The sequence below is a fragment of the Xanthomonas sp. 3307 genome (assembly GCF_014199735.1).
GTDB lineage: Bacteria > Pseudomonadota > Gammaproteobacteria > Xanthomonadales > Xanthomonadaceae > Xanthomonas_A > Xanthomonas_A rydalmerensis.
Map to the genome: position 1 here is coordinate 59,696 of NZ_JACHOG010000008.1, position 18,143 is coordinate 77,838.

The 18,143-nt window shown below is 71.3% G+C and carries 15 protein-coding genes; 9 read left to right on the forward strand and 6 right to left on the reverse strand.

Translation table 11 applies throughout. The features are described 5' to 3' along the window. Positions 1-2 precede the first annotated feature (2 nt). The gene (locus GGR64_RS17145) at positions 3-1,145 is read right to left on the reverse strand and encodes an efflux RND transporter periplasmic adaptor subunit (RefSeq protein WP_276568308.1); all 1,143 of its coding nucleotides are present in this window, start codon (positions 1,143-1,145) and stop codon (positions 3-5) included. Positions 1,146-1,491: 346 nt separating this feature from the next. On the opposite strand from GGR64_RS17145, the gene GGR64_RS17150 reads away from it, so the two are divergent. Beyond that, on the forward strand, positions 1,492-3,921 hold the full coding sequence (locus GGR64_RS17150; RefSeq protein ID WP_326520365.1) for a membrane-bound PQQ-dependent dehydrogenase, glucose/quinate/shikimate family: 2,430 nt from the start codon (positions 1,492-1,494) through the stop codon (positions 3,919-3,921). 202 nt (positions 3,922-4,123) lie between these two features. Here the strand turns inward: GGR64_RS17150 and GGR64_RS17155 are convergent, their stop codons facing one another. The 4 genes from GGR64_RS17155 to GGR64_RS17170 form a co-directional block, all read right to left on the reverse strand. Further along, entirely contained in the window at positions 4,124-5,431 is a 1,308-nt protein-coding gene (locus GGR64_RS17155; RefSeq protein WP_184647334.1) for an MFS transporter, read from the reverse strand. 48 nt (positions 5,432-5,479) lie between these two features. Beyond that, positions 5,480-6,385, reverse strand: a complete 906-nt coding sequence (aroD, locus tag GGR64_RS17160) for a type I 3-dehydroquinate dehydratase (protein ID WP_260303144.1) — start codon at positions 6,383-6,385, stop codon at positions 5,480-5,482. A 36-nt stretch (positions 6,386-6,421) separates the two neighbouring features. Further along, on the reverse strand, positions 6,422-7,411 hold the full coding sequence (locus tag GGR64_RS17165) for a carbohydrate porin (RefSeq protein ID WP_326520366.1): 990 nt from the start codon (positions 7,409-7,411) through the stop codon (positions 6,422-6,424). Positions 7,412-7,753: 342 nt separating this feature from the next. Continuing rightward, positions 7,754-9,262 (reverse strand): NosD domain-containing protein, encoded by a 1,509-nt coding sequence (locus GGR64_RS17170; RefSeq protein WP_184647336.1) that lies wholly within the window; start codon positions 9,260-9,262, stop codon positions 7,754-7,756. Between the two features lie 265 nt (positions 9,263-9,527). Here GGR64_RS17170 and GGR64_RS17175 point away from each other — a divergent pair, with 265 nt between their 5' ends. Next, positions 9,528-10,079 carry a gamma carbonic anhydrase family protein gene (locus GGR64_RS17175; RefSeq protein ID WP_184647338.1) on the forward strand — a complete coding sequence of 184 codons (552 nt, stop codon included), beginning with the start codon at positions 9,528-9,530 and terminating at the stop codon, positions 10,077-10,079. A gap of 12 nt (positions 10,080-10,091) precedes the next feature. On the opposite strand, the gene GGR64_RS17180 is transcribed toward GGR64_RS17175, so the two are convergent. Continuing rightward, positions 10,092-10,565, reverse strand: a complete 474-nt coding sequence (locus GGR64_RS17180) for an Lrp/AsnC family transcriptional regulator (protein ID WP_160962554.1) — start codon at positions 10,563-10,565, stop codon at positions 10,092-10,094. Between the two features lie 123 nt (positions 10,566-10,688). On the opposite strand from GGR64_RS17180, the gene GGR64_RS17185 reads away from it, so the two are divergent. The 7 genes from GGR64_RS17185 to GGR64_RS17215 all read left to right on the forward strand — a co-directional run bounded on the left by GGR64_RS17185 (position 10,689) and on the right by GGR64_RS17215 (position 18,028). Further along, entirely contained in the window at positions 10,689-11,249 is a 561-nt protein-coding gene (locus GGR64_RS17185) for an alpha/beta fold hydrolase (protein WP_160968724.1), read from the forward strand. Positions 11,250-11,380: 131 nt separating this feature from the next. Next, the gene (locus GGR64_RS17190; protein ID WP_184647340.1) at positions 11,381-12,304 is read left to right on the forward strand and encodes a DUF2167 domain-containing protein; all 924 of its coding nucleotides are present in this window, start codon (positions 11,381-11,383) and stop codon (positions 12,302-12,304) included. Positions 12,305-12,477: 173 nt separating this feature from the next. Further along, complete coding sequence (locus tag GGR64_RS17195) at positions 12,478-13,155, forward strand: RDD family protein (RefSeq protein ID WP_184450007.1); 678 nt, start codon at positions 12,478-12,480, stop codon at positions 13,153-13,155. Next, a complete protein-coding gene (locus tag GGR64_RS17200; protein WP_184647342.1) occupies positions 13,152-14,207 on the forward strand; it encodes a stage II sporulation protein M in 1,056 nt (351 codons plus the stop codon). Before GGR64_RS17195 ends, GGR64_RS17200 begins: the two co-directional genes overlap by 4 nt. Continuing rightward, positions 14,197-15,855 (forward strand): DUF4129 domain-containing protein, encoded by a 1,659-nt coding sequence (locus GGR64_RS17205; protein ID WP_184647344.1) that lies wholly within the window; start codon positions 14,197-14,199, stop codon positions 15,853-15,855. Before GGR64_RS17200 ends, GGR64_RS17205 begins: the two co-directional genes overlap by 11 nt. After that, positions 15,852-17,039: a DUF4350 domain-containing protein gene (locus tag GGR64_RS17210; RefSeq protein ID WP_184647346.1), complete on the forward strand. Its 1,188-nt coding sequence runs from the start codon at positions 15,852-15,854 to the stop codon at positions 17,037-17,039. Before GGR64_RS17205 ends, GGR64_RS17210 begins: the two co-directional genes overlap by 4 nt. Next, complete coding sequence (locus GGR64_RS17215) at positions 17,036-18,028, forward strand: MoxR family ATPase (protein ID WP_184647347.1); 993 nt, start codon at positions 17,036-17,038, stop codon at positions 18,026-18,028. Before GGR64_RS17210 ends, GGR64_RS17215 begins: the two co-directional genes overlap by 4 nt. Positions 18,029-18,143: the final 115 nt, after the last annotated feature.

The following is an 18,143-nucleotide window of genomic DNA, read 5'->3' on the forward strand; positions in this document are numbered from 1 at the left end:
CCTCAGTCGGCCTGGGCGTCGTCGCCCGGCAGCGCCGGCGCGGCATCGAGCTGGGCGGCGGTGACCGGATACGGCTGCGCCGGCTTGCCGAGTTCGGCGCGGCTGCCGTTGACCACGATCAGGCGCTCGCCCGGCTTGAGCCCGGACTCCACCACCCAGTCGTGACCGACCGCCTCGCCGGTGCGGATGTGGCGCTCCACCACCTTGTTCTGCGCGTCGAGCAGCTTGACCAGCGGCTCGCCCTTGCTGTCGCGGGTCACCGCCTGCTGCGGCACCAGCACCGCGCCCTGGTCGGTGGCCATCGGCAGCACCGCGCGCAGATACATGCCCGGCAGCAGCAGGTGCTCGGGGTTGGGCACCACCGCGCGCAGGGTGACGTTGCCGGTGCCGGCGTTGACCTGGGTGCCGACGAATTCGAGGGTGCCGGCATGCGGATAGGTGCTGCCGTCCTCCAGCCGCACCTGCACCTGCGCCTTGCCGTCGATGGCGTGGATCTGCCCGGCATCGAGTTGGCGACGCAGCGCCAGCATCTGCGTGCTGGACTGGGTGACGTCCAGGTAGATCGGGTCCAGCCGCTGGATGGTGGTCAGCGCCGCGTCCTGCGCGGCGGTGAGCAGCGCGCCGACGGTGTAGGCGGAGGTGCCGATGGTGCCGGAGATCGGCGCGGTGATGCGGGTGTAGTCGAGGTTGATCCGCGCCGCCTGCAACGACGCCTTGGCCGCGACCACGGCCGCCTCGTCCTGGCGCAGCGCGGACACCGCGTCGTCGGCGTCCTGCTTGCTGGCCGCGTCCATGTCGGTAAGGCTGCGGGTGCGCTCGGCCTTGGGTCGCGCGCTGGCCAGCGCCGCCTCGGCCTGCACCAGGTTGCCGCGCGCGATGTCGTAGGCGGCCTGGTACGGCGCCGGGTCGATCACGTACAGCGCCTGCCCGGCCTTGACCTCCTGGCCCTCCTGGAACAGGCGCTGGCGCAGCAGGCCGCCGACCTGCGGGCGCACGTCGGCGGTCTCGTAGGCCACGGTGCGACCGGCCAGGGTGCGCTCGACCGGCAGGGTGCGCGCGCCCAGGGTCAGCACCCCCACCCGCGGCGGCGGCGCGGACGCCGGCTTGTCGCCGGAGCAGCCTCCGGCCACGGCAATGGCCAGCAACAGGGCACAGCGAACGGGACGACGAGGCGCCTGGAAGAGGTCGGACATGGGGAGTGCGGCTGGGAAGAAACGCGCAACGCTACTCCACCGATGTGTCGCATCGCACCATCGCTGTAACGGTGTGTTGTACGGGCTTCACCAAGGTCGGAGAAACGTCGGAGCCGGCGCGCAGCATCGCGCCGTCGAACATGGCCATTCGTTCTATTACCGAACACAAATGCGATAATCGCCCAGCCTGCCGACGCTCTTTCGAGTTGCGGCATGCCATCGTGCGCACGCCCCGCCCTCGCCGCCGTCGTGGCCCGGCAGCGGACGCCGCGCGCCTACCCTGCAGAGGATCGAAAACGTGCAAACCCAATCGGATGTGTCGGCCGGCGGCCGGATCGTGCTGTGGAGCGTCGGCCTGCTGCTGGCGCTGATCGGGCTGGCGCTGCTGGTCGGCGGCATCCGCCTGGCCACGCTCGGCGGCAGCGTCTACTTCCTGGCGATGGGCGCGGCCTGCGTGGCCTCGGCGCTGCTGGTGCTGCGGCGGCGCCCGGCCGGCGCCTGGCTCTACGCGCTGGCCTTCGTGCTGAGCGTGCCCTGGGCGTACTGGGACGCGGGCCTGGCGTTCTGGCCGCTGGTGTCGCGGCTGATGATGCCGGCGGTGCTGGCGTTGCTGGTCGCCCTGGTCTACCCGACCCTGCGCCGCGCCCGCGGCCTGCCCGGCGGACGCGGTGCGTATGCACTGGCGGCGGTGCTGGCGCTGGCCTGCGCCGGCGGCCTGGCCGGCATGTTCGTGCCGCACCCGCCGGTGGCCGCCAGCGGCCCCGGCCCGGCACCGGTACCGGTGACCCCGGCGCAGGCGCAACGCGACTGGAGCCACTACGGCAACACCGCCGGCGGCAGCCGCTTCGCCGCGTTGGACCAGATCGGCCGCGGCAACGTCAGCCAGTTGCAGGTGGCCTGGACCTACCGCACCGGCGACATCGCCCTCAGCGACGGCAACGGCGCCGAGGACCAGACCACCCCGCTGCAGATCGGCGAGACGCTGTACGTGTGCACCCCGCACAACAACGTCATCGCGCTGGATGCCAGCAGCGGCCGGCAACTGTGGAAGCGCGCGATCAACGCGCAGTCCTCGGTCTGGCAGCGTTGCCGCGGCCTGGCCTACTTCGATACCGATGCGCCGCTGGCGCAGCCCAGCGCGGCCGGTGCCTCGCCGGTCGCGGCGGCGGTGCTGCCGGCCGGCGCGAATTGCCGGCGCCGCGTGCTGACCAACACCATCGACGCGCGGCTGATCGCGCTGGATGCGGACACCGGCGCGTTCTGCAGCGGCTTCGGCCAGAACGGCCAGGTCGACCTGAAGGCCGGCCTCGGCGCTGCGCCGGATCCCCTGTACCAGTTGACCTCGGCGCCGACCGTGGCCGGGACCACGGTGGTGGTGGGCGGCCGCGTCGCCGACAACGTCCAGGCCGACATGCCCGGCGGCGTGATCCGCGGCTTCGACGTGATCACCGGTGCGCAGCGCTGGGCCTTCGACCCGGGCAACCCGCAGGACACGCAACCGCCGGCCGCGGGCACGTCCTACGTGCGCAGCACGCCGAACGTGTGGGCGCCGATGTCCTACGACGCCGCCTCCAATACCGTGTTCCTGCCGATGGGCAGCCCGTCGACCGACCTGTACGGCGCCGAGCGCACCGCGCTGGACCACCGCTTCGGCGCCTCGATCACCGCGCTGGACGCGAGCACCGGCAAGGTCAAGTGGGTCTACCAGACCGTGCACAACGATCTGTGGGACTTCGACCTGCCGATGCAGCCGAGCCTGATCGACTTCCCGATGGCCGACGGCCGCCGCGTGCCGGCGCTGATCATCGGCACCAAGGCCGGGCAGCTGTACGTGCTCGACCGTGCCACCGGCAAGCCGCTGACCGAGGTCCGCGAGGTGCCGGTGAAGGCCGCCGACATCCCGCACGAACCGTATGCGCTGACCCAGCCGCTGTCGGTGGGCATGCCGCAGATCGGCACCAAGCATCTGACCGAGGCGGACATGTGGGGCGCCACCCTGCTGGACCAGATGCTGTGCCGCATCGCCTTCAAGCAGATGCGCTACGAGGGCCTGTACACCGCGCCCGGCACCGACGTGTCGCTGAGCTTCCCCGGCTCGCTGGGCGGCATGAACTGGGGTGGGCTGTCGGTCGATCCGCTGCACGACGTGGTGTTCGCCAACGACATGCGCCTGGGCCTGTGGGTGCAGATGATTCCGCAGAAGGCCGAGAAGGCGGCGGCCTCCAGCGGCGGCGAGGCGGTCAACACCGGCATGGGCGCAGTGCCGCTGAAGGGCACGCCGTACGCGGTCAACAAGAACCGCTTCCTGTCGGCGCTGGGCATCCCCTGCCAGGCACCGCCGTTCGGCACGCTGAGCGCGATCGACCTGAAGACCCGCCGCATCGCCTGGCAGGTGCCGGTGGGCACGGTGCAGGACACCGGCCCGCTCGGCTTCAAGATGCACCTGCCGATTCCGATCGGCATGCCGACCCTGGGCGGCACCCTGGCCACGCAGAGCGGCCTGGTGTTCATCGCCGGCACCCAGGACTACTACCTGCGTGCGTTCGACAGCGGCACCGGCAAGGAACTGTGGAAGGCGCGGCTGCCGGTGGGCAGCCAGGGCGGGCCGATGACCTACCTGTCGGCCAAGAACGGCAAGCAGTACATCGTGATCACCGCCGGCGGCGCGCGGCAGTCGCCGGACCGCGGCGACTACGTGATTGCCTACGCGCTGCCGGACGCCAAGTAGGAACACGGCACGCCATTGCCGGCAATGGATGGCCCTGCGTTCGTGAGACCTCACAGCGCCTCGACCGAGGCGCAGCGTGTTGGACCAGACGTGGGTCAGGGCGCCTGGCAGCGGCGCCGATCGGGTGACGCGGCCCAGGTCGCGTCGCAAAGCGCGTTGTTCCCGAAGACTGGAACAGACCCGCGCCCGCCCCGCCCCGGCCTCAACGCGACGGTTGCAGCCGCATCGTCAGCACCGCGGCAATGGCCACCAGCAGCGGCAACGCCAGTACGTAGTACAGGTTGGCCGGCTGCCAGCCGGCGTCGACCAGCACGCCGACGGTCATCGGCGAGAGGATCGCGCCGACACGGCCGATGCCGATCGCCCAGCCCAGGCCGGTGGTGCGCACGGTCGGCGCGAACACGATCGGCGCCACCGCATACAGGCCGGCCATCGAGCCGAACAGCGCCGCGCCGATCACGAAGGCCACCGGGAAGGCCAACTGCAGCTGCGCGCCGAGCGTGGCGAACGCCGCCATCGCGAGTGCGGCGATCAGGAAGCTGGCCGCGGTCAAGCGCGGCAGTGCGAAGCGTGCGGCCAGACCGCCGAACAAGGCGCCACCGACGATGCCGCCCAGGTTCAGCAGCACGCCGCCGGTGACGCCTTGTTCGGCCGACACCCCGGCTTGCACCAGCAGCTTTGGCGTCCAGCTCAGCACGAAATAGAACGCGAACATGTGCATGAAGAAACCCAGCGCGATCAGCACGCTGTTGCGGCGCAGGCGCGGGGTGAACAGCGCCGCGTAGCCCGCCTTCTCCTGCACCGGCGGGCGCGGCGGCAGGGCATCCAGGGTCGGTGCGCGCATGCGCGTCAGCAGCACGTTGAGCCGCGCCAGCGCATCCGGCGGGCGCCGGCTGAGCAGGAAGTCCAACGACTCGGGCAGCAGCGCCAGCACCACCGGGATGCACAGCAGCGAGGCGAGTGCGCCGAACAGGAAGGCCGCATGCCAGCCCCAGCGTTCCAGCAGCATCGCGGCGATCAAGCCGCCCAGCGTGGCGCCGATGGGATAGCCGGTGGCCTGCAGCGCCACCGCGGTGCTGCGCCACTTCGGGCTCGCGTATTCGGCGGTGATCACGCCGACGCCGGCGAGCATGCCGCCGATGCCGATGCCGGTGAACACGCGCAGCGCGGCCAGTTGCCAGATGTCCTGCGCCAGCGCCGAGGCGGCCATGCCCACGGTCAGGATCGCCAGGCAGCACAGGATCATGTTGCGCCGGCCCCAACGGTCGGCCAGCGGCGCCAGCAACAGCGAGCCCAGCGCCATGCCCACCAGCCCGGCGCTGAGCGCGATGCCCAGCAGCTTGCCGGACAGGTGCCAGGCTTCCGACACGTGCGGGGCGATGAACGCCATCACCATCACGTCGAACCCGTCGAGCATGTTCAACAGCACGCAGACCGCAATCGCCGTCCACTGGAAACCGCTCATGCGGTCCAGGACGAGCGCGGAAGGCGGGGCGGCGGCATGGCTCATGGCAACACTCCTGCAAGAACGGCGAACGAGAACCGCGGCGTCGCGGGATTACTTGGAGGGCGCGGCGGCCTGCAGCGCGTCGAGCGCCTGCCGCAACCGCGCCGCGTCGATCTGTCCCGGCGCCGAAGCGCTGCCGAGCATGCCGAAGGTCAGGCTCTGCCCGAAGGTACCGCCGGACAACCGCGACACCGCGCCCAGCGGCCCCATCGCCATGGTCAGCAACGGCTGGCCGCTGCGCTGGCGCATCTGCCAGGTGGCGTCGAGCAGGTGCAGCACGTCGCCCGGATCGCGCGGCATCACCGCGATCTTCAGCACGTCGGCGCCCAGTGCCTGCTGCCGCTGCAACCGCGCCACGATCTCCGCCACCGGCGGAGTGGCGTGGAAGTCGTGGCTGGACATCACCACGTACACGCCCTGCCGGTGCGCATGCTCCACCAGCTGCCGCACCACCGCCGGATCGCGGAACATCTCCACGTCGAGCAGGTCGGCGAAGCGCGCCTCCAGCAGGCGGGCGTACAGCGCGCCGTAGGCGGCATCGTCGATCGCCGCCGCACCGCCCTCGGCCTTGGTGCGGAAGGTCAGCAGCAGCGGCTTGCCGTGCAGCGCCTGCGCCAGGCGCGGCCCCAATCCCGCCAGCGCCGCCGCATCGGTGGCGTCGTCCATCAGATCGATGCGCCATTCGGCCAGATCCGCATCGGGCGAGGCGGCGATGCGCTGCGCCTGCACCAGCGCCTGCTCGGCGTCTTTCGCGGTGATCGGCACGATGATCTTGGGCAGGCCGGCGCCGATAGCGAGCCCACGAATCTGCAGGACGTGCGGCGCCGGCAACGGGGTCGCCGTGGGTGGCGACGCCGGCGCAGTTGCGGGAGGCGCCGCAGCCGCGGCCTGCAGCGGCGAGGCCAGCAGCAGGCCGGCGCAGCACAGCAAGGTCAGTCGGGAAGGAAACAGGGGCATCGGGATCGGCCTGCAAAGAAGGCGCGCAGCGCGCGCTCAGAAGGTGAGCTTGACCTGCAGCCCCACCGCCAGCGCGTTGTCGGTGCGCGCATAGGCGAAGGTGCCGGGGTTGACGATGTACTGCACATCCGGCCGCAGCATCAGCCACGGGGTGAGTTGTGCGCTGTAGGACAGTTCGTAGAGTTCCTCGGCGGTGTCGAGCGCGAACACCGGCGCGTCCGGTGGCACGCCGGCATCGAGCAGCGCCGCGCGCCGCGCGTCGAGCAGGCGATGGTTGATGTCGGCGCCGACATAGCCCAGGGCGATGCGGTCCTGGCTGCGCCGGCCGATGCCCTGGTAGACGCCGCCCAGCGCGTACCAGCGGGTGATCTGCGCGGTGGCGCGGTCGGAGACCATGTACTGGGCGAAGCCGGTCAGGCCGCGGCCGCGCTCGCCACCGGGCGAGTACAACTTTTGTTCGACCAGCAGGTAGGCGCCGTCGCGGCCGGTGGTGGCACGCGGATCCAGGCCCTTGCGCGGCACCCGCGAGGAGTCGTAGTAGCCACCGAACTTGTAGGTGCCCGGATAGGCACCGCCGGCGCCCGGCGTCCAGGTGAGCTCGACGGGGAACAACGAGCCGGTGGTGCCGCGCGCGTCCAGGTCGAACGCGGTGTGCACGTTGTTGTTGGTGCTGGGATTGACCTGGAACCAGCCGACCCGCAGGTTCGTCGACGGCGTCAGTTGCTGCGCCGCCTCCGCGCCCCAGCGCGCGTTGGGATAGTTGTACCAGCCGCTGTTGCCGGACATCGCCAGCGGATGCGCACAGAACGCGGCGTTGACGAAGTTGGTCAGCAGCGTGTGCGCGCCGAACTGGTTGCCCATCGCGTAGAAGCCGGCCTTGATGTAGCTGCGCCCGTCGTTGAAGCGGCGGTCGTAGCTCAGTTCGGTCAGCCGGGTGAACTGGCCGCCGTAGGCTTCCTGGATCGGGAAGCGGTTGCCGAGCAGGTCGGCCGAGGTGCTGCGGCCGCGGCGGTCGTTGACCGTCACATGTAGCGCGCCGCCGTCCCCAGCCGGCGAGTTTCGCCAGGTCCAGGTCCACGCCCAGCCGCACCTGCTGCGCATAGCGCGCGCCGCGCTCGCCGCGGCCGCCGTCGACCACGCCCATGGCTTCGCCGACGTAGTCGCCGCGTACGGCGACGCCGCGCTGCAGCCAGTCGCTGCGCGTGCCGTTCCAGTCGCCGCTGAAGGTGCTGTGCGCCAGATCGGTGGCGTCTTGCGCGGCGGCGACCGCCGGGACGAAGGCGACGGCCGCGGCCAGCAGCGACCAGGCCGGCAACGACGGCGGGCGTCGCACCGCGCGAGCGCGAGCGCCAGCCAATGCAGCGCGGCTCACGGCGCCACCGCCAGCGGTGCGCTCAGCGGCGAGGTCGCGCCGTCGTCGCTGGTGACGGTGGCGGTGAGCGTGGCCAACTCCGTGGCATCGCCGTCCAGCGGCACCACAAACCGGCCCTGCCCCTGCGCATCCACCGGCGCTTCGACGCGGCCGAGATAGCGTTCGGCCTCGTCGTCGCCGGGGCGGCGGTTGCCGAACAGTTCCACCGTGTAGAGGTGGCCGGGACGGCCGACGAAGCTGCCCTGCACCCGCGGCGTGCCGGCGTCGCGTTCGATCGCGCGCAACTGCGGCGCGGCCTGGCCGAAGTTCGGCGGCGGTTGGCAGCCCTCCGCCGCCGCGGCGCCGCAGATCGCCGCGCGCTTGCGCGGATCCGGATCGACGCCGATGCCGCGCGAGCCGACGAAGGGCGCATGCTCCAGGCCGGGCACGCCGAACACGATGGCGCCGCGCGGCTGGCCCGGGACGCAGGTGCCGCCGGCGAAACAGCGTTCGATCTTCAGGCCGTTGCCGGACAGCAGGTTGGCGCTGAAGCGGTTGGGTTCGCTGCGCGGCTGCGGGCGTACCGCGATGCCGATGCCATTGCCGACCAGGCGGTTGCCCTCGATCAGGTTGTCGCGCCCGGTGACGCTGACCCCGATCGAATTGCCGGCGAAGTCGTTGTCGGCGATGGTGTTGCGGTTGCCCCAGTTGATCTGCAGCCCGTCGGAATAGCGCTCGAAGCGGTTGCGCAGCACCGTGTTGTCGTTGCCCCACAGGATCTCGATGCCCTGCGAGGGCTCGGGGTTGGCGTCGGTGGAGCGGAACACGTTGTCGGCCACCAGGTTCCAGGCCGCGCCGCGGGTCAGTTCCAGGCCGTCGCCGTTGTCGAGGAAGTCGTTGCGCACGATGCGGTTGCGCACCGTGGTGGTGGCGGTGGACTGGCCGTTGCCGTCGTCGCCGGTCAGCATCACCCCGGCGCCGCCGTGGTTGGCGACGATGCGGTTGTCGCGCAGCACGTTGTCGCTGGCGCGGTTGATCAGCACGCCGATGCAGAAGTTGCGGATCTCCAGGCCGCTCAGTTCCACGCCATGGGTGTCGCGCAGCACCAGGCCCGGCAGCGTGGTGCTGCGCACGTTGGTGCCGAACTGGCCCTTCTCCGCGCCCGGGCAGGCGGCGGTGCCCTTGCCGCGGATGTAGCCGGCACCGTCGATGGCGATGTACTGGCCGTCGCGCGCGCGCGCCAGGCCGACCACCTGCAGCGGCCCCTGCAGCGCCGGCAACGGCGCGCGCGGGCGGATCACGTACGGCGGCGCGCCCACCGCGGCGATCTCGATGCGGTAGCGGCCGGGGGCCTGGTTGGCGGTCGTGATCGCCCAGCGCAGGGAGCCCGGGGCGTCGTCGTCGGCGTAGCGGTCCACGGTCAGCACGCTGCGCTCCGGCGGCGGCGGCTCGGCCTGGTAGGCGCACACGGCGCCGGGAAGCAGGGCCGCGAGCACGGCCAGGCCACGGAAACACACAGGGGACATGCACCATCTCCAACAGGATCGGGACCGCACCGGCGGCTGCGCGCCGGACGCCGTCGCGTCCGTGGCACGGCGCCGGAACAGCGGCAACGCTAGTTTTATCGCAGTGCACCATTCAAGTGCGAATATCGATTGGCGGTGCGTTTATCGCACAACACCGTGCACATCGGCGTTTCCCGGACCCGCCGGCGCGCGGCGGCCGGCCCGGGCCACCGCGCTATCATCGGCAGCCGCGTGGCCGCCGGCCGCCCTACCGCCGGAGAGCGCCATGTCCCCGATCCGTCCGTTCCTCGACAAGACCCCGCAACTGGGCGCACGCGTCTATGTGGACCCGGCCTGCACCGTGATCGGCGAGGTGGTGCTGGAGGACGACGTGTCGGTGTGGCCGGGCACGGTGATCCGCGGCGACGTCAATCACGTGCGCATCGGCGCGCGCAGCAACATCCAGGACGGCACCATCATCCACGTCAGCCACCACAGCCCGTTCAACGCGGCCGGCTACCCGACCCTGATCGGCGCGGACGTGACCGTGGGCCACGGCACCATCATCCATGCCTGCACCATCGAGGACCTGTGCCTGATCGGCATGGGCGCGTGCATCCTCGACGGCGCCACGGTGAAGAAATACGGCTTCGTCGGCGCCGGTGCGGTGCTCGGCCCGGGCAAGACCGTCGGCGAGGGCGAGCTGTGGCTGGGCAATCCCGCACGCAAGGCGCGCATGCTCAGCGACAAGGAGATCGAGAGCCTGCACTACTCCGCGCAGCACTACGTGCGACTGAAGGACCGCTACCTGGCCGCGGCCGCGGCGTCGCCGCAGTAGGCGGCGGCGCCGCTACTCGGCCGCCAACGCCATCAGCGCACGGCCGATCGGGCGCGGCGTCTCGCTGCGCAGCACGACGCTGGTGGTCACCGCACCGAAGCGCGCCAGGGCGTCGATGACCGGCTCCAGCTGCGCCGGCGCGGGCACCAGCACGCGCAGCACGAAGCAGTCCTCGCCGGTGACCCGATGCACGTCCAGTACCTGCGGCATCTGCGCGAACAGTTCCAGGCATGCGCCGATCTGCGCATGCGTGGTGCGCAGGCGGACGATGGCCGAGGTCGCCAGGCCCAGCGCGCGCGGATCGACCCGGGCGGTATAGCCGGTGATCACGCCCTGTTCCTCGAGCCGGCGCACGCGCTCGGACATCGCCGGCTGCGACAGCCCGATGCGCCGCCCCAGCGCCGCCAGGGCGATACGTCCGTCGCACTGCAGCGCCTCCAGGATCGCGTAATCCAGGGCATCGCCCCGCCAGGTCTTCGCCGCCACTCGCCTCGCCCCTCGTCACGCACCGTGGATTCATCGGAAAAACGCTGCATCGGCCGATGCATCGCCATGGCGATGCCGGACAGGCCGCGCGACACTCATGCTTTCTTCGACGGAGCGTAGCGCATGCAGGACGTGGTGATCGTGCCGGGCATCGGCGACTCGGGGCCGGAGCACTGGCAAACCCTCTGGCAGCGGCAGGACACGCGCATGCGCCGGCTGCAACCGGACTCGTTCGCGCACCCGCAACTGCAGGACTGGCTGCGCGCGCTCGACCGCTGCGTGCAGGACTGCGCCACGCCGCCGTTGCTGGTCGCGCACAGCCTGGGCTGCCTGCTGGTCGCGCATTGGGCTGCGCGCGCCGACCGCCTGCCGCGCGGCGCCTTCCTGGTCGCGGTTCCCGATCCGGACAGCGACGCGTTCCCGCATGCGCTGGCCGCCAGTTTCGTCCCGGTGCCGACGGCGCGCCTGCCGTTTCCCAGCCTGATCGTGGCCAGCAGCGACGATCCCTACGCGACGCCATCCTACAGCCGCCGCTGCGCCTACGACTGGGGCAGCGGGCTGGTCGAACTCGACCGACTGGGACATCTCAATGCGGCCAGCGGCCTGGGCGCATGGCCGCACGGCGCGCAGTTGCTGGCCGCCTTCGACGCCGGCCTCGGACCTGCATCGGCCTCACCCGTCTGAGCGCTGCCGGCGCATCGCCGGCAGGACGCCGCGCGGCGCCGTGGACCGGCAAACGGGCGCGCGCGCGACTGGCGCGCCATGCACGCCTGCGCGACACTAGGCGCCTCTGGCGTGGGGACGCCACCGAACGAATGGAATCGCCAATGCTCAAGACCTCGCTGCGCGGCCTGCTGGCCGCTTTTTTCTGTGCGCTGTGCGCCACTGCCGGCTCGGCCCTGGCCCAGGACAGCGGCCCGGACATGACCGCCGAACAGTTCGTCGGCTCACTGCATTTCCGCAACAGCCATATCGAACTGCCGCAGGCCAAGGTGCATTTCGATCTCGGCCCGGCGTTCCGCTTCCTGGACAAGGCCGACGCGCGCAAGGTGCTGGAGAGCTACTGGGGCAACCCGCCGGACGACGACGTGCTGGGCCTGATCGTGCCGCGCCAGCCCGCACTCGACGAGAAGGGCAGTTGGGCGGTGGTCGTCACCTATTCCGACGATGGCTACGTGTCCGACGAGGACGCCAGCAAGATCGACTACCAGGCCATGCTCAAGGACATGCAGGAGGAGACGCGCGAGTCCAACGCGCAGCGCAAGAAGGCCGGCTACGAGCAGGTCGACTTGGTCGGCTGGGCGGTGCCGCCGCGCTACGACACCGGCAGCAAGAAGCTGTACTGGGCGCGCGAACTGGCGTTCGCGGGCGAGGGCGAGCACACCCTGAACTACGACATACGCGTGCTCGGACGGCATGGCTACCTCAGCCTCAATGCGGTCTCGGGCATGGGCGAACTGGCGCAGGTGCGCGAGGGCATGCAGCAGTTGCTGCCGATGGCCGAGTTCGACAGCGGCGCCCGTTACGCCGACCACAACCCCTCCACCGACAAGATCGCCAGCTACGGCGTGGCCACCCTGATCGGCGGCGGCCTGGCGGCCAAGGCGGGCCTGTTCGCCAAGCTCGGCCTGCTGCTGGCCAAGGCCTGGAAGCTGCTGCTGGTCGGCCTGATGGCCCTAGTCGCCGGCGTGCGCAAGCTGTTCTCCAGGCGCCAGCGCGACGGCGGCACGGTGCGCTGATCGGCGCCGCCGGCGTGCTGGGCAATTCACGTCACGCCGGCTAAAGTGCCGCTTCGGAAGCAGGACGCAGTCGAGAGCAGCATGCCGCCACAGGCAGCCGGCCGAACGGAAGGACGGCCTCCCCACATCGCAGGCGCCCTTGTCCGCCGCGCCGCGCGGCGGCGGTGACACGCATGCTCGATACCTACCGCGAGGTCATCACGCCCGAGGGCGTGGCGCTGCACCTGCCGGCCGCCGGCGCGGTGCCGCGCGCGCTGGCCTGGCTGATCGACCTGGCGCTGCGCTTCGCCCTGCTCACCGCCATGGGCATGTTTCTCGGCCTGCTCGGCGGCCTCGGCCAGGGCCTGTACCTGGTGGCGATGTTCCTGGTGTTCTGGGGCTACCCGATCGTGCTGGAGGGCTGGCGTGGCCAGACCCTCGGCAAGCAGGCGCTGGGCCTGCGCGTGGTGGCGCGCGACGGCGCGCCGGTGGGGTGGATGGCGGCGATCACCCGCAACCTGCTGCGCACCGTGGACATGCTGCCGTTCGGCTACGCGGTTGGCCTGATCGCCTGCCTGTTCGACGCCCATTCGCGGCGCCTGGGCGACCTGGTCGCAGGCACGCTGGTGGTGCACCAGCCGCCGCGCGCGGACGAGGCGCTGCCGCCGATCGCCAGTGCGCTCGCGCCGCCGCGGCCGCTGCTGCCGGCCGAACAGACGGCGCTGATCGCCTTCGCCGAGCGCGCGCCGCGACTCACCCCGGAGCGGCAACTGGAACTGGCCGCGCTGGCGCAGCCGCTGACCGACACGCCGGGCCAGGCCGGGGTGCTGCGCCTGTACGCGATGGCCAACTGGCTGCTGGGCCGCCGATGAAACAGGAACAGTTCGTCCTCCGCCATCAGCACGAGTGGCAGGCATTCGAGGCCTGGCTGCAGCGCAGCGGCAGCGGCAACGGGCGCAAGCCGGCGGCCAAATCCACCGCAACCGACGCCACGGATGCGGTCACGCCACCGAACGCGCACCAACCGCCGCCGCTCGCCGACGAGGACATGCCGGCGCGCTACCGGCGCCTGTGCCAGCAGCAGGCGCTGGCCTGCAAGCGCGGCTACAGTCCGCAGGTCACCGCACGCCTGCAGCACCTGATGCAGCAGGGCCACACCGTCCTGTACCGAGCGCCGCGTCCGCGCTGGCGACGCGCGGCGGAGTTCCTGTTCGCCGAATTCCCGCAGCTGGTGCGCAGCCAGGCCGGCTACATGGCCGCGGCCACCGCGCTGTTCGTGGTGCCGCTGGTGACCATCTTCGTGCTGCTGCAGTTCCGCCCGGAACTGATCCACGGGCTGATGGACCCGATGCAGGTCAGCCAGATCGAGCGCATGTACGACCCGGCCGCCAGCGCGCAGAAGCTCGGCCGCGACAGCGGCACCGACTGGCAGATGTTCGGCCACTACATCATGAACAACATCAGCATCGGCCTGCGCACCTTCGCCAGCGGCCTGTTGGCCGGACTGGGCACGGTGCTGGTGCTGCTGTTCAACGGCATCACCATCGGCGCGGTGGCCGGGCACCTGCACCAGATCGGCTACGGCGTCACCTTCTGGCGCTTCGTCGCCGGGCATGCGCCGTTCGAACTGACCGCGATCGTGATCGCCGGCGGCGCCGGCCTGCAGCTCGGCCTGAAGGTGCTGGCGCCGGGGCGGCGGCGGCGCATCGACGCGCTGGTGGAAGGCGGCAAGATCGGCGCCCGGCTGTGCCTGGGGGTGGCGGCGATGCTGCTGGTGGCCGCCTTCATCGAGGCGTTCTGGTCGTCCATCGCGACCGTGCCGGCGTGGATCAAGTACAGCGTATCCGCGGTGCTGTGGACGCTGGTGCTGGCGTGGCTGTGGCGCGGCGGGCGCGGCCGCGCGGAGGCCATCGATGCGGATTGAGCGCCTGGACGTGGTGCTGCGCGCACGCTCGGCCTGGGAAGCGATGGAACTGGGCAGCGCCCTGGTCCGCCGCCACGCCGGGGCGATCTGGAAGCCGTGGCTGCTGGTCACCCTGCCGCTGTTCGCCGCGCTCAATCTCGGTGCCTGGGCGATCGACCAGCTGTGGCTGGCGCCGCTGCTGCTGTGGTGGCTGAAGCCGGTGCTGGACCGGATTCCGCTGTTCGTGATCTCGCGTGCGGTGTTCGGCGACGTGCCGCGCGTGCGCGACACCGTGCGCGCGCAGGGCGGCTGGGGCTGGCGCACCCTGATCGGCTACCTGACCTGGCGCCGGCTGAGTCCGGCGCGCAGCGTGTTCATGCCGCTGGAGCTGCTGGAAGGCGCAAGCGCCGACCAGCAGCGCGAGCGCCGCCGCACCCTGGGCGGCGCCATCTACGGCCATGCACTGCTGATGGCCAGCGTCTTCGCCACGTTCGAAGGCATGCTCAGCCTGGCCTGCATCGCCACCATCTTCCTGTTCGTGCCCATCGACCTGCTGCCGGAAACCGCACGCGCGGCCTGGTCGCTGATCGGCCAGCAGACGCCGGTGTGGGCCGACATCGGCTTCAACGCCATCGCCTGGCTGGCGATGACCCTGATCGAACCGTTCTTTGTCGGCGCCGGCTTCGGCCTGTATCTCAACCGGCGCACCCAGCTCGAAGCCTGGGACGTGGAGATGGCGCTGCGGCGGATGGCCGCGCGCCTGCGCACTTCTGCGCCGCTGGCGATGCTGTGCGTGGCCCTGCTCGCCGCACCGATGGCGGCGCTGCGTGCGCAACCGGCCACCGACACGGCGGTGCACGCTGCCCCCGCCGACGACAAGCACGATGGCGCTGACGAGACCGACGCCGACCAGGACGCAGACACCGACAGCAAGGCCACCGCGCACGCCACCGACAGCCAGCACCACGGCGCGCGCCCGGTCCCGCTGGACGAGGTGTTCGACACCGTTCCCGCCGCCGATGCGCGTTTCGCCCGCGCCGCCGACCGCGCCTACGACGACCCCCTGCTGACCGCCAAGCGCACCATCGGCTACTGGAAGAAGCGCAATCCCGACGAACCGCCCAAGCCGGACGACAAGAAGCAGGACCTCACCGCGTTCGGCCAATGGATCAAGGCCGCCGCCCAGGCCATCGCCTTCGTCGGCAAGTGGGGCATGTGGGTGCTGGCGGGGATCCTGGTGCTGGTGCTGCTGCTCACCGCCAGGCACTGGCTGCCGTGGATGCGCGGCGGCGGCGGACGGCAGCGAGCACCGGTCGCGGCGGCGCCGGAGCACACCCCGGTGCTGGCGCCGCAACCGCTGCCCGACGACGTGGCGACGGTGGCACGACGCGCCTGGCGCGAGGGGCGCCACCGCGATGCGCTGGCGCTGCTGTACCGGGCCAGCGTGGCGACGCTGTGCGAGCGCGCCGACCTGGTGCTGCCGCCCAGCGCCACCGAGGCGCAGTGCCTGCGCGCCGCGCAACGCCTGCCCGACGACACTGACCGCAGCCTGTTCGCCCGCATGGTGCGGGTCTGGCAGCACGCCGCCTACGCCGGCCGGCTGCCCGAGGACGGCGCCTTCGACGCGCTGGTCGACGACCTGCAGCGGCAGTTCCGGTGGCAGGCATGAACAGCGGCACGCGCAATGCGCTGATCTTCCTGGTCGGCCTGCTGCTGGTCAGCGTCGCCGCGGCCTGGTTCTTCGGCCGCTACGAACGCGCCGAGCGGGTGATCGTGCTGCCGCCGCGCGGCGAGGCCGCCTACAACCCGCTGTACGCGCTGCGCCAGACCCTGCGCGCCGACGGCGTACGCGCCGAGTCGCGGCAACGCCTGGACCTGGCGGCGATGCGCCTGCGCCCGCACGACAGCGTGGTGCTGTACGGCGATCCGCGCATGCTCGGCAAGGCCGACGGCGACGCCTTGCTGGACTGGGTGGAGCATGGCGGACACCTGGTGCTACGCACGCCTACCGCGGAGGTCAAGCGCGGCGACGTACCGATCCTGGACGCGCTGGATATCACCGTCGAGGCGCGCAGCCCGGACAACTGCCTGATGATGGCGGTGCCGGGCGCACCGCCGCAGAAAGTGTTCTGCGACGGCCGCCGCTTCCACATCGATCCGGACACGCCCGACAACTGGTGGAGCGGCGAGGACGACGACTTCGTGTTTGCGCGCGTTCCCTACGGCGACGGCAACGTGGACGTGCTGTCGGAGCTGGACTTCCTCGAGAACCAGGACAACCGGATCGGCGCGATGTTCGATGGCTCGCCGATGGAGAACGACCCGATCCTGCGCAAGGGCGGGCTGCGCGAAGCCGGCAACCGCCTGCTGACCCGTCAGGTGCTGGGCCCCAACTACGGCCAGGGCACCATCCACCTGATCTATTCGGCCGAACTGCCGTCGCTGTGGCGCACCCTGTTCACCCGTGGCTGGCCGGCCTGGCTGCCCGCGCTGCTGATCCTGCTGGCCTGGCTGTGGTCGCGCATGCAGCGCTTCGGGCCGCTGCTTGCCGCACCGCCGGCCGACCGCCGCTCGCTGCTGGAACACGTGCGCGCCAGCGGCGAACATCTGCTGCGCTATGGCCGCGCCGACCTGTTGCATGCGGCGATGCGCGAGGCGTTCCTGGCGCGGCTGCGCCGGCGCGCGCCGATCGCCGCCGCGCTGGAGGGCCCGGCCCAGGCCGCGGCCATCGCCGAACGCCTGCAACTGCCGGTGGCGCAGGTCGAACAGGCGCTGCAGCCGCCGCCACCCAACCAACCCGCCGCCTTGCGCGAGCGCATCCGCCTCCTCGTCCAGATGAGAAACCAGTTATGACCACCGCCTCCTCCGACGCCGTCGCGCCGCTCGCCGGCCCTGCCCTGATCGAACGCGCCGAGGCGATCCGCGCCGCGGTCGGCCACGCCTTCATCGGCCAGCCGGAGGTGCTGGACCAGATCCTGATCGCGCTGCTGGCCGGCGGCCACGTGCTGATCGAGGGCGTGCCCGGCCTCGGCAAGACCCTGCTGGTGCGCGCCCTGGCGCAGGCGCTGGAACTGAACTACGCACGTGTGCAGTTCACCCCGGACCTGATGCCCAGCGACGTCAGCGGCCACGCCGTGTACGACCCCAAGACCGAGAGCTTCAAGATCCGCCGCGGCCCGGTGTTCACCCATCTGCTGCTGGCCGACGAGATCAACCGCGCCCCGGCCAAGACCCAGTCGGCGCTGCTGGAAGTGATGCAGGAAGGCCAGGTCACCATCGAAGGCAAGCCGTTCCCGCTGGCGCCGCCGTTCCTGGCCCTGGCCACGCAGAACCCGGTCGAGCAGGAAGGCACCTACCCACTGCCGGAAGCGCAGCTGGACCGCTTCCTGCTGAAGATCCTGATCGACTACCCGCAACTGGAGGACGAGGCGCGCATGGTCACCGCGGTCACCAGCGGCCGCAGCGCCGGCGACTTCGACCTGTCGCAGGTGCCGCGCGTGCTCGGCGCCGAGGACGTGGTGGCGATGCAGGCCGGCACCGCTGCCATCGCGGTCGACCCGCAGGTCATCGACTACGCCGTGCGCATCGTCGCCGCCACCCGCCGCTGGCCCGGCATCGCCCTAGGCGCCGGCCCGCGCGGCAGCATCGCCCTGGTCCGCGCGGCGCGCGCGCAGGCAGTGCTGTCCGGCCGCGACTTCGTCACTCCCGACGACATCCGCGACGTGGCCAAGCCCGCCCTGCGCCACCGCATCGCCCTGGCCCCGGAACTGCAGATCGAAGGCCAGAGCGCCGACGACGCTCTCGGCGCGTTGCTGGCCAAGGTGGAGGCGCCCAGGAAATGAGCCGGGAGTCGGGAATGGGGAATGGGGAATGGAAAAAGCCGGGATTCCTGGCGTTTCCGGCAATTCCCGATTGCAATGAACTGACGAACGCCGTGATGCGTCGCGCTGCAGCCCT

Coding starts and splice junctions, on each gene's coding strand:
- GGR64_RS17155 (WP_184647334.1), bottom strand. CDS start 5,431: ATGAGCCATGCCGCCGCCCCGCCTTCCGCGCTCGTCCTGGACCGCATG.
- aroD (WP_260303144.1), bottom strand. CDS start 6,385: ATGCCCCTGTTTCCTTCCCGACTGACCTTGCTGTGCTGCGCCGGCCTG.
- GGR64_RS17170 (WP_184647336.1), bottom strand. CDS start 9,262: ATGTCCCCTGTGTGTTTCCGTGGCCTGGCCGTGCTCGCGGCCCTGCTT.
- GGR64_RS17175 (WP_184647338.1), top strand. CDS start 9,528: ATGTCCCCGATCCGTCCGTTCCTCGACAAGACCCCGCAACTGGGCGCA.
- GGR64_RS17185 (WP_160968724.1), top strand. CDS start 10,689: ATGCAGGACGTGGTGATCGTGCCGGGCATCGGCGACTCGGGGCCGGAG.
- GGR64_RS17190 (WP_184647340.1), top strand. CDS start 11,381: ATGGAATCGCCAATGCTCAAGACCTCGCTGCGCGGCCTGCTGGCCGCT.
- GGR64_RS17195 (WP_184450007.1), top strand. CDS start 12,478: ATGCTCGATACCTACCGCGAGGTCATCACGCCCGAGGGCGTGGCGCTG.
- GGR64_RS17200 (WP_184647342.1), top strand. CDS start 13,152: ATGAAACAGGAACAGTTCGTCCTCCGCCATCAGCACGAGTGGCAGGCA.
- GGR64_RS17205 (WP_184647344.1), top strand. CDS start 14,197: ATGCGGATTGAGCGCCTGGACGTGGTGCTGCGCGCACGCTCGGCCTGG.
- GGR64_RS17210 (WP_184647346.1), top strand. CDS start 15,852: ATGAACAGCGGCACGCGCAATGCGCTGATCTTCCTGGTCGGCCTGCTG.
- GGR64_RS17215 (WP_184647347.1), top strand. CDS start 17,036: ATGACCACCGCCTCCTCCGACGCCGTCGCGCCGCTCGCCGGCCCTGCC.